This window comes from Dickeya poaceiphila, from assembly GCF_007858975.2.
Classification (GTDB): Bacteria; Pseudomonadota; Gammaproteobacteria; order Enterobacterales; family Enterobacteriaceae; genus Dickeya; species Dickeya poaceiphila.
In genome coordinates this window covers 398,939-415,440 of sequence record NZ_CP042220.2, presented here as the reverse complement: position 1 = coordinate 415,440, position 16,502 = coordinate 398,939, and the positions used below count along the sequence as shown (strand labels likewise).

Genomic DNA, 16,502 nt, shown 5'->3' with positions numbered 1-16,502 from the left:
GATTTTTCTGAAATAACCCCGTAGCATTCCGGTACTGATAACACCTCCAGAACCAAGAATAAAATGGATAAGTACCAACAGCACGCTCGCGCCCTTTTGAAGGCACTATGGTGTCAGATTTTACTCCTGAGTCTATTGTTGTCCGGCGCCCGTCTGACCATGTTTTCGGTATTTGCCGACAAACAGCAATTACAAGATCAGGCTTTTGCTGTGAAACTGATGTGGCTAACCGGGTTGCGTTACGATTTACGCGCCGTCTCCATCATACTGGCGCCGCTGCTGGTCATTGGTTTATTGATGAGCCTGCATCGCAGCGGCTGGCGCTGGCTGCAGCGCATCGCTCCCTGGTATGTGGGCGGTTGCGCCTTTCTGGTGAGCATCATCGCTATCATCAACTACTTCTATTACCAGACCTATCACACCTATATCGATATCTTCGCTTTCGGGCTGATTGACGATGGCCCGTCCGCCGTGCTGGCAACCATCTGGCAGGATTATCCGGTTGTGGTTTCACTACTGCTGGTATTGTTGTTTGCCGGGCTGGCAGGCTGGCTTAGCAGACACACACTGCTGTCGGTTCGTCAGCCCCGTTTGCTCTCTCGTCAGACCTTTATCGTTTATCTGTTCATCAGCCTGCTGCTGTTCTTCGCCATGATCCGCGGCAGCCTCAGCACCTTCCCGCTACGGCGCAACGACTCTCAAATCTCTAGCGTCACTATTCTGAACAAACTGACGCCCAATGGCCTGATGGCTTCAGCGTGGGCGCTGGGTGACAGAGACGAAGACATCAGCTTCAAACCGGTGACGCGTACCGCGGGGGACCAGCTGCGTGCCCAAACCGGCCTGACAACACTGGAAGGCCGTACCCCGGTTAACCCCTGGCTGGCAGCGCACCATCCCAACGTAGTGATGGCACTAATGGAAAGCATGGGAAGTAATATGCTGGTGTACGACCATCTGCCGGATAACGATATGCTGGGCGCGCTGAGGCCGCATTTTGCTTCGGACTTTGTGTTCCGCCGTTTCGTCTCAGAAGGCAACGGTACCGCGCCGTCGTTTGCAGCGCTGTTTTTCCAAAGCCCCATCCAGAATCTCAGCCACTCGTCCGCACAATACAAAAAGCTGGACGACACACCCTACGCCACCTACAAAAAAGCGGGCTACAAAGTGATTTTCATCACCTCCGGCAGCCGCATGTGGCGCAACCTCGGCAACTACCTGCCCCGGCTCGGCGTGGATGAAATCTACGATCAAAGTTCACTGATGGAGCGTTACCCGGAGTCACGCGCCATGCTGACCGACTGGGGCGTGCCGGATGAATTCGCGTTTCGGCTGGCGCAACGTTTGCTGGCAGAAGCACAACAGCCGCTATTTATCAGTATTCTTACCATCACCAATCATCCGCCTTATCAGGTCCCTGCCAGCTATCACCCGCACCCCGTACATGCCGGGCCAGAGATGATGGCTCATGCTGAAGTGACGCCACAGGAACAAGAGTCCATCGCCGCCACCTACCAATACGCCACCAATGCGCTGGGTGCATTTATTACGGCGGTGAAATCATCACCCATCGGCGAATCAACGCTGATCGCAGCGACCGGCGACCACCAGATGCGCCGTCTGAAGGCCCAGTATCCGCACGAGCAGTTCCTTGATCGTGCGGTTCCCTTCTATCTGTACGTGCCCAAAACCATTCTGGCGCAAACCACCTGGCGTTTTGACCCATCCCGCCCCGGCTCGCACAAGGATATCTTTCCAACGCTCTATGCCTACAGCCTCTCCGATACGCCCTATTACGCACTCGGTGGGCGCAATATGCTGGCAGAACAGGACGATACAACGCGCGCATTTGGCTACAATCAGGCACTGTGGATAGATGAGCAGGGCGCGATGCCTATCGGCAGTAGCGCACGCTATCCGTGGGACCCGGCCAACCCGATGCTCACACAAACCACCGCACACCCCGTTAATACAGAGCAACAACAACGAACCACTGCCTATCCCGCCTTGTTGTACTGGCAAATCAATGCCCGCGAACAAGGCTTCACCGGGGATTAGCCATCACACGATGCCTGTTGATACAGGCATCGTTACTCCCCCACCGGGCGGCCTTTCCTCGTTTGTCTGACTGGCATTTTGCGCCGTCAATCCGTATAACTGTCTCCCAGTCATTTATCCTTTCAATGTTCATTATCTCGCTAATAACACTATCTTGTTGATAACACTATGACCAACGCATTAAGCCAGATTATTGCCAGCGAATTGCAGGCACGAGCCGAACAAGTCAGTGCGGCTATTCAACTGCTGGACGAGGGCAACACGGTCCCGTTTATCGCCCGCTACCGTAAGGAAGTCACCGGTGGGCTGGATGACACCCAACTGCGTCAGTTGGAAAGCCGTCTGTCCTACCTGCGCGAACTGGAAGAACGCCGCCAGACCATCCTCAAATCAATTGAGGAACAGGGCAAACTGACCGACGCACTGGCAGCCTCCATTAACGCGACGCTCAGCAAAACCGAGCTGGAAGACCTCTACCTGCCTTACAAACCCAAACGCCGCACCCGTGGGCAAATCGCCATCGAAGCCGGACTGGAGCCGCTGGCGGACAGCCTGTGGAACGACCCCGCTCAACCCCCGGAACTCGTTGCCGAAGCTTACGTCAATGCCGATAACGGCGTGGCCGACGTTAAAGCCGCGCTGGATGGTGCTCGCTATATTCTGATGGAGCGCTTTGCCGAAGACGCCGTGCTGCTGGGCAAGGTACGCGATTATCTGTGGAAAAACGCTCATCTGGTATCACGCGTGGTAGAAGGCAAAGAGGAAGAAGGCGCAAAATTCCGCGACTACTTCGACCACCACGAACCGCTGTCGCAGGTGCCGTCGCACCGGGCATTGGCGATGTTCCGTGGCCGTAACGAAGGCGTGCTGCAACTGGCGCTTAACGCCGACCCACAGTTTGACGAACCGCCCAAAGAGAGCCACTGCGAGCACATCATCGTCGAACATCTGGGATTACGGCTCGGCAATGCCCCGGCGGACAACTGGCGGCGTGCAGTCGTGAACTGGACCTGGCGCATCAAGGTGCTGCTGCATCTGGAAACTGAGCTGATGAGCAGCGTGCGTGAAAAAGCCGAAGACGAGGCCATCAACGTGTTTGCCCGCAACCTGCATGACCTGTTGATGGCAGCGCCTGCCGGTATGCGCGCCACCATGGGGCTGGACCCCGGTCTGCGCACCGGCGTGAAAGTAGCGGTGGTGGACGCCACCGGCAAACTGGTAGCGACCGATACCATCTATCCGCACACCGGTCAGGCCGCCAAAGCCGCCGCCATCGTCGCCGCGTTATGCATCAAGCATCAGGTAGAGCTGGTCGCCATCGGCAACGGCACCGCATCGCGTGAAACCGAGCGTTTCTTCCTTGATACCCAGAAGCAGTTCCCGGAAGTAAAAGCGCAGAAGGTGATCGTCAGTGAAGCAGGCGCGTCGGTATACTCCGCCTCCGAACTGGCAGCGCTGGAATTCCCGGATCTGGACGTATCGCTGCGCGGCGCGGTGTCTATCGCCCGTCGCCTGCAAGACCCGCTGTCGGAACTGGTTAAGATCGACCCGAAATCCATCGGCGTCGGCCAGTACCAGCATGACGTCAGCCAGACCCAACTGGCGAAGAAGCTGGACGCCGTGGTGGAAGACTGTGTGAACGCCGTCGGCGTTGACCTCAACACCGCCTCGGTGCCGTTGCTCACCCGTGTGGCGGGCCTCACCCGGTTGATGGCGCAGAATATCGTCAGTTGGCGTGACGAAAATGGCCGCTTCAACAACCGCGAACAGCTGCTGAAAGTCAGCCGTCTCGGTCCGAAAGCCTTTGAGCAGTGCGCCGGCTTCCTGCGCATCAACCACGGCGATAATCCGCTTGATGCCTCTACCGTCCACCCGGAAGCCTATCCTGTAGTGGAACGCATTCTGGCCGCCACCGAGCAAAAACTGCAGGATCTGATGGGCAACGCCAGCGCGCTGCGTACGCTAAAGCCAGCCAACTTTACCGACGATCGCTTCGGAGTGCCGACCGTCACCGACATCATCAAAGAGCTGGAAAAACCGGGGCGCGACCCGCGACCGGAATTCAAAACCGCCAGCTTCGCCGATGGGGTGGAAACCCTGAACGACCTGATGCCGGGCATGATTCTGGAAGGTGCCGTCACCAACGTCACCAATTTCGGCGCGTTTGTGGATATCGGCGTACATCAGGACGGGCTGGTGCACATCTCTTCCTTGTCGGATCGCTTCGTGGAAGACCCGCATCAGGTGGTGAAAGCCGGCGACATCGTTAAGGTGAAAGTGCTGGAGGTGGACCTGCAACGTAAGCGCATCGCGCTGACCCTGCGACTGGACGAACAGCCGGGTGAGGGCAATAGCCGTCGCAGCGGCGGACGCGAGCGTGACAACGCGAATGCCTCCCGACCATCGTCGCAGGCGGGCAACAAGGCACGCCCACGCCAGACCAGTAACCCGGCTGGCAACAGCGCCATGAGTGACGCACTGGCAGCGGCGTTTAAGAAACAGTGATAGCTCTTGTCGGGGTTCAGGCTATCCAGTCTGAACCCTGTATTTAAAAATTAGATGCAGTGACTGGCGAGTCATGCCTGAATGATGTGCTTATGCTAAATAACTTATATGGACACCGACCCGACGCAAGCACGGGCTGATTTTTTCTGACAACGTAGTCACACACATATATCCGGCTTCGTGAGTCCTGATGAACATCCGTACTCTCTGACACGGCAAGGATCATCCGTCATGGCATACAAGCTGGAATGTCCCCCAATTGATCTGCCTCTTACAAGCAGAACATGTTGATTGCCTATCCGATCGACATATCTCAAGTAACTATTGTTCTCTATGTCTTCCGCAGTAAGACAGCATTACAGCGCGTATGCAAAGTTATGTGTAACATGCCAAGGCAACTTTATTCTCATCAAAAAAAAACCTCCCAGTGAGAAAGTCCATTTAATATAATGTGGCACTTTTTTCCTCTGTAAAAATCAAATTTTTATAAATTATAAACTATGTTTGGAGTCTTAACTCCACAAGCATTGCTAATCTCAATCTTATAGGGAAACTGATGTTTTCTCAGGGAAAATGTTTAAAATAATTACAATCGCCATTGTCGTAAAGCGACATTATTATTGTTTTTTGTTTATTTTTTTGTTCAATGACGGTGCAAATTAAATATAACACACAGAAAATTAAAAAATAAAACAATCAATTTTACAACTTGAAATATTTTCATAAAAGAAACAAGAAAAAGTACTCAACATTTACTATTGAAAAAAAGAAGAAAAACTCATTAAATGAAAACAGGACCAAACGATAGTGTTCGTTAATTAAATAAATATTAAGGAGGATATAATGATTAGCGTATCCAGCAACTAATTGCACTCCAAATCGACGGGGAAGGTCCTCCCCGTCTTTCTCTTTCATTAAATGGAACTTTAACATATGCTTTACACTGGTAAATATATTCAAGTCGGGCGTTATAAAAAAGGAGGAGTCTTCGGTGTAGGCTCTAAACAGATAATTTTTAACGATAGAGTAGACTTTGAAAACATCGTCAAAATAGCAAGTTTCTGGAAAACTCCGACAGATTCAAATAGCTTCCTTGAAAAAGCAAAGAAAAATTTCCCTGAAATACCGATTTCTGAGATCGAGAAATGTATTCAATTTCTTTTCGATAACAATAGTTTAATGGAAAATAATGCCTTCAACAGCAATGAAAGGTATAGCCGAAATAGCCTATACTATAATTATATGGGTGCTAACTCCAAAGACGTTCAGAAAAAAATCCAGAATTCTTCTGTCACCCTTATTGGATGTGGAGGGATAGGTAATCATCTATCCTATCTATTAGCAACATCTGGTATTGGGAAAATAACATTAGTAGACAATGATAAAGTCGAGTTAAGTAACCTCACTCGCCAGGTCCTGTTTACAGAGGGAGACGTTGGAAATTCGAAGACAGAGGTATTGAAGCGTGAGATTTTAAAACGACGAAATGATGTTGCTATAGATATAATTGAAAGTACTATAACTTCTGAAGATGATTTATATAAAATACCAAAATCAGACATCTTTATTATTTCCGCTGACAATCCTTTTAGCTTAATGGATTGGGTAAATTCATATTGTGTCGCGCATAATCAGCCTTATATCAATGTAGGTTATATTAATGACATCTCCGTAGTCGGACCATTTTTTATCCCCAGGGTAACCTCCTGTTTTAAATGTGCAGAAATCACACCAGATTATACGCAAAAAGATAGTTTAAGTGATTATTTAAAAATAATTAATAGTGATTTCAAAGCTGCAACGTTTCCCGGAGTGAATGGCGTAGCAGCTTCGTATGCATTTGGCGATATCATTAAGTTTTTAGGTGGCTTTGGTGAAATTTTAAGTAAAAACAAAAGAATAGGAATACATTCCTCAACTATTAAAATTGAAGAGCAATTGATTCCCAAAAACGAGAGGTGCTTAGTATGTTCTCGCCTATGAAAAAAATCATTTTATTCAATGTATTATTTAATTCATTCAGAATGCTCATAGGTGCAACGTCTGCTATCTATCTATTAAATCATGGAATTAGCTTAATCGATATTGCATTCATGAAAACTATGCAATCCGTGATATTTTTTATGCTTGATATTCCTTCATCATATTTAGCCGATAAAATCAGCCGCAAGTACATGTTGATTTTATCGGTTATCTTTGGTGGGTTGTGGTTGATTATAACAGGAATAGCCGAAAGTAAAGCCATATTTTATTTAGCCGAAGTATTCAACTCTTTCTCGTTAAGTATATTTGGTGGAGTCTATTTTTCATATCTCATAGACAATACTCAGGATAATGAAAAAGAAGAAATTCATAAGATTCTTGGAAAAAACAACAAGTACCAGTATTTATTTATGGCTTTCAGCGCGCTTTTGGGTTCCTATCTTTCTTCATACAATGATAGACTAGTGTGGATTCTAGCTGGCTCAGGGTGCCTGCTTATTGTCATGGCTCTGGCATGGTCCTTACCTAAACCGGTAGTGAGGAAAAGACTTGAAAAATCCTCTATTTGGGAGGACTTAAAAAAAATCCATAATGTTATCAATAACAAATCTTCTTCACTTCATCTTATATTTATTGCTTTAGCGGCCAATATGGTCTACTTCCAGATAATCCTACAATATTGGCAGCCTTTCGTCAGTGACAGTTTGACATTCTATTCTCCCAACGATACCTTTTATGGTTTTTTATTTCTATTCATATTACTTGCTCAATCAATTTCAGGTTGGATCAGCTCCAACGTAAAAAGCAATGCAAAACTTTATTTTTATAGCATGATACTGTTATGGCTCTCCAATATAATCTGCTTATTAGGATTATTGCAATACAATCTTCTTATTCCTGTTTCATTGGTTATTATGTTCGGTGCAAACCAGACACTAACTATGTCTCTCAGAGCTCATTACCATTCTCTGATTTCATCTGAACTGAGATCAACATTTGATTCACTGCTATCTTCACTATCTAAATTAGTTATTTTGGTTTTAATGCCAGGAGTCGTGCTGCTGACTCAACGATACGGATGGCTGTGTTTAACTTCGGTTTTAGTCGGTTTAACTGTCCTTGCCTCTATCTCATCGTTGCTTATGAAATTAGGAAAGGGGAATTCATCTATCGTCATCACAGAGGAGAGCATGTAAATGAATTATTTAGAAAAACAATTTGAAATTTTCAAAGAAAACATTAAAAATGGATATTCAATAGATGATTTTGCAGCTGTGAAAGTTTATGCACAAAAGCTATTTTGTGAAAAAATAGCCACAATGAATAATAATAGCTACCTTGAGGTCGGTTGTGGCGGCTCACTCTCTATTCATTACTTAAGCAAATATGATAATGTCATATCTTATGGGTTAGATTATGATGACATGGCTATTGAATACTCGCAATTTCTTAAGAAACAGTTAAATTCAAATGCTGTAATTTTAAAAGGAAATGCGTTCTCACTTCCCTTTGACGATAACAGCATAGATTGCGTGTTTTCTATTGGAATGATTGAGCATTACAGTAAAGAAGAACAGTTCAATATTTTGACAGAAATGGCACGAGTCGCGAAGAAAAACCTGATTATAGGAATTCCAAATTATAAGGAAAGCAGTGCTTCTTATCATATTATTCAACACGGTGATGAGGAACATCTTGATTGCGATCTGGAAGAGCTGGCTAATGCTTTACCTAGTAAAAAAGTCTTCTTTGATGGACGTGGACTATTTATAGCCAAAAAGGATGTGGACAAAAATGAAAAATATAAAGAATTTATTATTAATGCTTACCCAAACCTTTATAAAGATGTATTTCTTTCACATGACATTGACGATTTGATTACACATGAAAGAGCCGCGTCACCTGAAACTAGACGAAAGCATGGATTTATTGAGTATTTTGTTGCCACTATATAAAAGCCAATAAGATATACTATTCATTTTTAAAAGGTAATTTTCATAACCTTATGCAAATAGCATATCCGTAACTATTTTTTGTACAACCTGCCCCTTACCCTACAACAAAGAGGCACCGTTCACCTTTTACATACCCGCCTGCGTATACTCTCTATAGGTTTTCCCCCACAAACCCCACCACCTGCTCCACAAACATCTCCGGATGAGAGATAAACGGCGCGTGGGCGGCTTTCGGTATCACCACCGAAGTGGAGTGCGGATACTGCTCATCCATCAGTGCGGCGACTTTGCGCGGCACTAACCCGTCCAGTGCGCCGTACAGCCGCAGGAACGGCATGGTGAGCGTGCGAAGCGGCTCGCGCAGGTCGGTATCGCGCAAAATCCCCAGCCCGGCGGTCAGCACCTCGGTGGAAGGCGATGGCTGGCCCGACAACGCCAGCTTCAACGCACGCGCATCTTTTCTGGCGCTTTCCGTCCCCAGTGTCTGCAATGCCAGAAATCGCTCGATAGTGCCGAAGAAATCATCACTCAGCAAACGCTGAAAACCGGACAACACTTGTGGACGAATGCCCGGCCAGCCATCACGTTCCTCAAAACACGGTGACGACGCCAGTGTGATCAGCGCGCTGACCCGCTCCGGCGCACTCAGCGCCGCCTGGCTGGCCACCAGCCCCCCCAGCGACCAGCCTAACCACACCGCCCGCTCTGGCGCCTGCGCCAGCACCTGCTGCACCATGTCGATCAGCGGCATCGACCCAAATGCCTGACTCTGACCATAACCTGGCAAATCCACCCGGTGCAGCCGAAAATGCGGGGCAAGCTGCACGACGATGCTGTTCCACACCTGCGAATTCATTCCCCAGCCGTGCAGCATCACAAGTTCACATCTGCCTTCCCCTTCAGTTTGCCAGTGCAGTGATCCCATGAGTTATAGTGTCCTCCGTCAGAAGTGGAATGATTCAGGCCATGCCGCTGGTAATGCCTGATTGCTCAGGGAAAGAGACGATGTTGACGATCATGGCACAGTGCTGGCTCTGCCAGCAGCCGCTCTATCATAGTCATCACGGGATATGCAGTCACTGCCGCCGTCATCTGCCGCTGCCGGTCACCTGCTGCCCACGCTGCGGACTGCCTTCGGCATCCAACGTTCTGCCGTGCGGACGCTGCCTGCAACAGCCGCCGCCATGGCAGTCGTTGCTGTTCGTCAGCGACTACCGGCCACCGCTGACCACCCTCATCAAACGGCTCAAATTTCAGGGACGCACCGAACTGACCCCGGCGCTGGCGCGACTGGTACTACTGCAATGGCTGCTACGCCGTCGGGATACTGCGCTGACACTGCCCGACGCGTATCCCCGTCCTGACGCCATCATCACCGTTCCGCTGCATCGACAGCGCCATTGGCGCAGAGGGTTCAATCAAACCGACCTGCTCGCGCGCCAGTTGGCGCACTGGCTGGGTTGCGCCTATCATCCTGATGTGTTGATCCGCGTACGTTATACCGCGCCCCAACAGACGCTGGGGGCGCGCTCCCGTCGCCGTAACCTGCGCGGCGCATTCCGGTGCCGACACGATGTCGCCAGCCAACAGGTTGTCGGTAAACGGTTAGTATTGCTGGATGATGTCGTGACCACCGGCAGCACGGCGGCGGAGATCAGCCGGATGCTGCTCAACGCTGGTGCGCGGCAGGTTCAGGTGTGGTGTGTATGTCGCACCTTGTCGTAACCGTCTTGATGGGCGTATTATAACCAACTGGCGTAGTCAACTATTGAGTTAACATTATGATTCGTATTACCGACGCTGCTCAGGAGCACTTTGCCAAGCTGCTGGCAAAACAGGAAGAAGGCACCCAGATTCGTGTCTTCGTCATCAATCCTGGTACACCGAACGCCGAGTGCGGCGTGTCCTACTGCCCGCCCGATGCCGTCGAGCCGAACGATACCGAGCTGAAGTTTGAAAAGCTGTCCGCCTATGTGGATGAACTCAGCGCGCCGTATCTGGAAGACGCCGAAATCGACTTCGTGACCGATCAGTTGGGTTCCCAACTGACCTTAAAGGCGCCGAACGCCAAAATGCGCAAAGTCGGCGATGATGCTCCGCTGATGGAACGGGTTGAGTACGTACTGCAATCCCAGATCAACCCGCAACTGGCTGGTCATGGCGGTCGCGTATCGCTGATGGAAATCACCGAGGAAGGTTACGCCATTCTGCAATTCGGCGGCGGCTGCAACGGCTGCTCCATGGTGGATTACACCCTGAAGGAAGGCATTGAAAAAGAGTTGTTGCAGAAATTCCCTGAGCTGAAAGGGGTACGTGACCTGACCGAACACCAGCGCGGCGAGCACTCTTACTATTAACCGGATATTAACCGGATACCGTTGATATAACAGGATCTCGTTGATAACAGGATACGATTCTGACGATGTTACCGTCTAACGATGTTGTCGGCCTGTTTTTACTTCATCACGAGCGGTCAGTTACCTGACCGCTCGTTGTTTCTTCCAACGACGTACACCACCTGACACTCAGGTTTTTTTCGTCTCTTGTGATTTGTCGTCAGCAGCGATGTTGCCCGCTTTTGAGGTTCTCGATGGCACCGGTCCACCGCGGCGCAAATCGATATCCCGAATCAGCCGCTCCAGATAACGATCAGTGAAAATGGAATCCAGCGGACGACTCAGTTTACGCCGCCAGTTGGGATATTCCTGATGAGTACCCGGCACATTCACCGGTGTAGACATGTCCAGCCAGTCTTCAAGCTGCAACCCCAACAGTGCGCTGGCGCTGTCCGCCAGATAGCGTTGCACACCACGATTAAGCTGAGCGCTCATGCTGGTCAATGCCGCATTGCGCCCGACCCGCTGCGGAAGCAATCCTTGTTCATGCAGAGCATCAAGCAGCCCCTGCTTGGCGCGCTCACGTGCGATGTGTTGCTGCTGTAGCAACGCATCCGTGGAATACAACCCAAGATCCTTGCCCAGCGTCAGATCAACGCCCTGCCAGTAACCACGCAGCGTTGCCAGGTCATGAGTGGTGATGGTAGCCATTGAACGGGGTGGATACTCATCAGGAGCGCGAAAATGATCGTGCTGATCTTTTTCAAAAAACAGTACCTTATAAGAATAAACACTGTTGTCGCGCAGTTTGTTGATGATCTCCTCCGGCACAGTTCCCAGATCTTCGCCGATCACCAGACAACGATGGCGATGGCTTTCCAGCGCCAGTATTCCCAACAGGTCATCCACCGGATACAACACGTAGGCACCGTGGTTAGCCGTGCGGCCATTCAGAATCCACCACAGACGCAGCAAGCCCATCACATGGTCGATACGCAACGCGCCGCTGTGCGCCATATTACTGCGCAACAGCTCGATAAAAGGCTGATAGCCGCGCTGGCGCAACAGTGTCGGGTGCATCGGCGTCAGGTTCCAGTTTTGCCCGCTCGGCCCCAGCGGATCAGGCGGCGCACCAATCGTCACCGACATGCAATGCAATTGCTGATCACCCCAGGTATCCACGCCGCCCTTTGCGACGCCGACCGCCAAATCTCGATACAAACCAATCGGCATACCCAGTTGTTTACTGAGGGAAAAACAGTCCGCCAGTTGTTCATGCGCCAGCCACTGTAGCCAGCAATAAAACTGCACATCGTCGGCATGTTCCTGCCGGAATCGCAACGTGGCCTCACTGCGCGCATCGTGGTATTCCTGCGGCCACTGCAACCAGTCGGCAGCCGCTTCATCCTGCTGTTTCATCCACGCCTGCAATGCGTCATAGGTTGCCTGCTGCAACAGGCTTTCATCATGGGTTTTCAGGAAATGCTGAAAGGCCGTTTTACGTGGGTCCAGTACATTGCGGCGAGTAAAGTGGTTAAACGCCAGACGTAGAGCCGTCAGTTTCAGGCTGGTGACGGCGCTATAATCCACCCATCGGCTGGCGCGGGCAGCGGTTAATCGCCGTTGAACGTCATCTTGTTGCCACCACTCGCAAGCGGCATCGCTCTGATGAAAATCATCCACTTGATTCACATCGATATAGACGATATTCAGCCAGTTGCGCGATGACGGACTATACGGGCTGGCGGCCTCCGGCTCCGCCGGATACAGCGCATGTAGTGGGTTCAGGCCGACAAACGCACCGCCCCGACGCGCCACTTGTTCCACCAGCGTTTTTAAGTCGCCGAAATCGCCGATCCCCCAGTTGTCTGACGAACGCAGGGTATAAAGCTGCACCATGACGCCCCACCAACGCCTTCCTTGTGTCAACGGTTCTGGCTCATAACACCGCGCCGGCGCCACAATTACCCGGCAAGACCACTGCTGCTCCCCCTGCGTCAGTACCAGTTGGTGGTAGCCAGGCGGCAGGTTATCCGGCAACGCCAGCGCCGCCTGACCATGTGAACGCCCTTCGATAATGCCGCCTTTTTCATAGGTGAGCGTCCAGATATAGTCGCCCTCATCACGCAGGGGCAACCTATTCTGCTGCCCCTGACGGAGCACGTACACCGAAGGCAATGGCGCCGTTGTCGGCTCCGTGACATCAAGCAGTTGTTGCAGTGCCTGGCGGGTTTCGTTGTCTACAACCTGTTCATTACCGTAAGCATCTTTATAGGTATCAGCGATCCCTGGACAGTGGGGGACAGATTTTTTTGCTCTCAACGCCATGGTATTGATTCCTTAATCACGCATCGTCCAGATGCGTTGCTGATAATCATGAATTGCCCGATCAGCACTGAACATACCCATACGGGCAGTATTCAGAATGCAGCGACGCGTCCATTCATCAGGTTCACGATACAACGCATCAACACGCTGTTGAGCCTGGCAGTAAGGGGCGAAATCAGCCAGTACCAGATAGGGGTCACCCAGTTTTAGCAGGCTATCGAGCAAGGGCGCGAACGCCGTTTTATCCCCATTGCTGAATGTCCCATCCGCCAGTTCATCAAGAATGTCCTTTAATAATGGATTGGCGGCAATATAGCGAGCAGGTTCATAACCATCGGCAAGCAATGTTTTTACCTGCCCGACAGTATGCCCGAAGATGAACAGATTCTCGGCACCCACTTCCTGCGCCATCTCCACATTGGCGCCATCCAGCGTGCCTACCGTCAACGCGCCATTCAATGCCAGCTTCATGTTTCCGGTACCCGACGCTTCCTTACCTGCGGTGGAAATCTGCTCCGACACATCGGCAGCCGGAATAATCCGCTCAGCCAGCGAAACACGGTAATCCGGCAAGAAAACCACGCGCAGGCGATCATTCACCCGCTTGTCGCGGTTGATATGCTCCGCCACGCAGTTAATGGCGTAAATAATATTTTTCGCCAGTACATACCCCGGCGCGGCTTTGGCGCCAAACAGAAAAAGGCGCGGCACGATATCCAATCCAGGGTTAGCAAGCAATTGCTTATACAGCGATAAAATGTGCAGCAGATTCAGGTGCTGCCGTTTGTATTCGTGCAACCGCTTGATTTGCACATCAAACAGCGCGGTCGGGTCAACAATCATGCCGTATTCACGCCGTAAAAATTGTGCCAGCTGGGTTTTGTTATCCTGCTTGATTTGGCGATAACGCGAGCGGAAGGCACTGTCCTGCGCGTAGGGCACCAGGCCGTCCAGCAGCGTCAGCCGGTTGCCCCACTCGGTCTTCAGCGTCTCGTCTATCAGCGCAGACAGCGCCGGATTGCACTGTTTCAGCCAACGGCGCGGCGTAATGCCGTTGGTCACATTGTGAAACTTCGTCGGCCACAACTGGTGATATTCCGTAAACAGGTCGCGCACCACCAGTTCAGAGTGCATCTGCGCCACCCCGTTAACCGCAAAACAGGCCACCACGCACAAATTCGCCATTCTCACCTGACGGCGATGCACCACCGCCAGCCGCGCCCAAACGTGCCTATCCCCCGGCCAGCGCGCGTCCACCTGCTGGCGCAGGTGCTCATTGATGGTTTTAATAATCGACAGATGGCGCGGCAACAACCGGCCAAACAGCCGTTCGTCCCAGCACTCCAGCGCTTCCGGCATCAGGGTATGGTTGGTATAGGCGAACAAACGCCCGGTAAACTGCCAGGCTTGTTCCCACGACCATTCATGCTCATCCAGCAACAGACGCAGGGTTTCAGGAATCGCCAGCGTCGGGTGAGTATCGTTCAGCTGCACCACTTCATAATCGGGCAACGTCTCCAACGGTCGCCCTGCACGCTCATGCCGCCGGAAGATGTCCGCGACTGAGCAGGCACACTGAAAATACTGCTGCATCAGGCGCAGTTTTTTGCCTGCTGCATGATTGTCATTCGGGTAGAGTACCTTGGTCAGGCTGGCGGCAGAAATTCCCTGCTGTTCGGCTTTCAGGTAATGGCCAGCGTTGAACTGCTCAAGATCAAACGGCTCGCTATGGGTGGCTTGCCACAATCGCAGCGGTTGCACCCGACCGTTGTGATAACCCATCACCGGGATATCAGTCGCTTCACCGATGACGACCTGATCCGGTATCCAACGCTCGCTGCCATCCGGCTGGGTGACCAACTCACCGCCGAAACCGACTTCTACCGCCAGTTCCGGGCGGGGACGTGCCCAGGGGTAAACGTCGCGCAACCAGTCATCCGGAGCTTCGCGCTGGAAACCAGCGTCAAAATGCTGGCGGAACAAACCGTATTGATAATGCAGACCGTAGCCAATCGCCGGCTGGCCGACCGTCGCCATGGCGTCCAGATAGCAGGAGGCCAGCCTTCCCAGCCCACCGTTGCCAAGCGCCGGGTCAGTTTCCTGCTCCAGCACATCGCTCAACGCCAGACCGTGCTGCGCCAGCACCTCCGCCACCGCGTCGTACCACCCCAGATTGAGCAGGTTGTTGCCAGTCAGGCGACCAGGCAGAAATTCCATCGACAGATAATTAACATGCCGCGACGCCACAGGTGATGCATCAGACAAGGATGGTTTGGCAGACGTCAACCCATCCAGTTGCTCCGTCAGCGCGGCGCTCACCAGTTGCCAGCACTGGCGCAGCGACAACGCCTGCAAAGACGGTTTAGCACACGCCTGCAACTGACGCTGCAGAGCAGCGCTAAACTGGGAGCGATTGAATAAGGGGGACATCGTGCCTCTCTCCTCTTGTCAGTGATGGAAAAAGGCACGTCGGGATCAGCACAACTCCAACTGTACCTTATGTTGTTCAATTATTTTCAGCACACTGGGGGGCGGTAACTGATCGGTAAAAAGATAGTCGATCAAATCCATATTGCCCAAATTAACCATAGCGTTACGGCCAAATTTCGAATGGTCCGTCACCAGCATCACGCAACGGGAATTTTCGATGATAGCGCGTTTGGTGCGAACTTCATGGTAGTCAAACTCCAACAACGAACCATCCATATCAATACCGCTGATTCCAAGGATGCCGAAATCAAGCCGGAACTGGGAAATAAAATCGAGCGTTGCCTCGCCCATGATGCCGCCGTCCCGACTGCGCACCTCGCCGCCGGCCAGAATCAGGCGAAAATCTTCTTTGGCGGTCAGTAACGTTGCCACATTTAGGTTGTTAGTGACTACCCGCAAATCCTTATGGTTCATTAGCGCGTGGGCCACGGCTTCCGGTGTCGTACCAATATCAATAAAAAGCGTAGCACCATCTGGAATCTGGCTGGCGACCTGCCTCGCAATCCTGGCTTTTTCATCAGACCACATCATTTTACGATCATGATAGGCCGTATTCACTGAACTGGACGGCAACGCCGCTCCACCATGATGACGATGAATCTTGTTCTGTTCCGCCAGATCATTCAGGTCGCGGCGAATGGTCTGCGGGCTGACGGCAAAATGCTCCACCAGTTCTTCGGTACTAACGTATCCCTGCCGACGCACCAGATCGATAATGGCGTCGTGCCGCTGAGTTTGCTTCACCTTGGTCCCCTCAAACGCCGACATGCCGTCATGTCGGCCAACTAAAACACCGCCGCACTGGGTAACAATACGCACGCCAGTTGCGCTGCGATAAACAGTACGA

The 16,502-nt window shown here is 51.3% G+C and carries 11 protein-coding genes; 7 read left to right on the top strand and 4 right to left on the bottom strand.

Annotated features, from left to right (window positions below; all coding sequences use genetic code 11):
* Positions 1-63 precede the first annotated feature (63 nt).
* The 5 genes from Dpoa569_RS01785 to Dpoa569_RS01765 all read left to right on the top strand — a co-directional run bounded on the left by Dpoa569_RS01785 (position 64) and on the right by Dpoa569_RS01765 (position 8,501).
* On the top strand, positions 64-2,058 hold the full coding sequence (locus tag Dpoa569_RS01785) for an LTA synthase family protein (RefSeq protein ID WP_042873194.1): 1,995 nt from the start codon (positions 64-66) through the stop codon (positions 2,056-2,058).
* Positions 2,059-2,226: 168 nt separating this feature from the next.
* Positions 2,227-4,563, top strand: coding sequence for a Tex family protein (locus tag Dpoa569_RS01780; protein WP_042873196.1), 2,337 nt, complete (start codon positions 2,227-2,229; stop codon positions 4,561-4,563).
* 933 nt (positions 4,564-5,496) lie between these two features.
* The gene (locus Dpoa569_RS01775) at positions 5,497-6,546 is read left to right on the top strand and encodes a HesA/MoeB/ThiF family protein (protein WP_042873199.1); all 1,050 of its coding nucleotides are present in this window, start codon (positions 5,497-5,499) and stop codon (positions 6,544-6,546) included.
* Complete coding sequence (locus Dpoa569_RS01770) at positions 6,543-7,742, top strand: MFS transporter (protein WP_227983109.1); 1,200 nt, start codon at positions 6,543-6,545, stop codon at positions 7,740-7,742. The genes Dpoa569_RS01775 and Dpoa569_RS01770 overlap by 4 nt, the downstream gene beginning before the upstream one ends.
* Positions 7,743-8,501 carry a class I SAM-dependent methyltransferase gene (locus Dpoa569_RS01765; RefSeq protein ID WP_042873202.1) on the top strand — a complete coding sequence of 253 codons (759 nt, stop codon included), beginning with the start codon at positions 7,743-7,745 and terminating at the stop codon, positions 8,499-8,501.
* A gap of 151 nt (positions 8,502-8,652) precedes the next feature.
* Here Dpoa569_RS01765 and bioH read toward each other — a convergent pair whose 3' ends face one another.
* Positions 8,653-9,426: a pimeloyl-ACP methyl ester esterase BioH gene (bioH, locus tag Dpoa569_RS01760; protein ID WP_042873203.1), complete on the bottom strand. Its 774-nt coding sequence runs from the start codon at positions 9,424-9,426 to the stop codon at positions 8,653-8,655.
* A gap of 80 nt (positions 9,427-9,506) precedes the next feature.
* Between bioH and gntX the strand changes: the two genes are divergently transcribed.
* Both gntX and nfuA read left to right on the top strand, forming a co-directional pair.
* Positions 9,507-10,226, top strand: a complete 720-nt coding sequence (gene gntX, locus Dpoa569_RS01755) for a DNA utilization protein GntX (RefSeq protein ID WP_146410989.1) — start codon at positions 9,507-9,509, stop codon at positions 10,224-10,226.
* 56 nt (positions 10,227-10,282) lie between these two features.
* Complete coding sequence (gene nfuA / locus Dpoa569_RS01750; protein ID WP_042873204.1) at positions 10,283-10,858, top strand: Fe-S biogenesis protein NfuA; 576 nt, start codon at positions 10,283-10,285, stop codon at positions 10,856-10,858.
* A 168-nt stretch (positions 10,859-11,026) separates the two neighbouring features.
* Here nfuA and malQ read toward each other — a convergent pair whose 3' ends face one another.
* Genes malQ through Dpoa569_RS01735 form a run of 3 tightly spaced genes read right to left on the bottom strand, consistent with a single transcriptional unit; the run spans position 11,027 to position 16,399 of the window.
* Entirely contained in the window at positions 11,027-13,165 is a 2,139-nt protein-coding gene (malQ, locus tag Dpoa569_RS01745; protein ID WP_042873205.1) for a 4-alpha-glucanotransferase, read from the bottom strand.
* A 12-nt stretch (positions 13,166-13,177) separates the two neighbouring features.
* Complete coding sequence (gene malP, locus Dpoa569_RS01740; RefSeq protein ID WP_042873206.1) at positions 13,178-15,595, bottom strand: maltodextrin phosphorylase; 2,418 nt, start codon at positions 15,593-15,595, stop codon at positions 13,178-13,180.
* 45 nt (positions 15,596-15,640) lie between these two features.
* On the bottom strand, positions 15,641-16,399 hold the full coding sequence (locus Dpoa569_RS01735; RefSeq protein WP_042874104.1) for a DeoR/GlpR family transcriptional regulator: 759 nt from the start codon (positions 16,397-16,399) through the stop codon (positions 15,641-15,643).
* Positions 16,400-16,502: the final 103 nt, after the last annotated feature.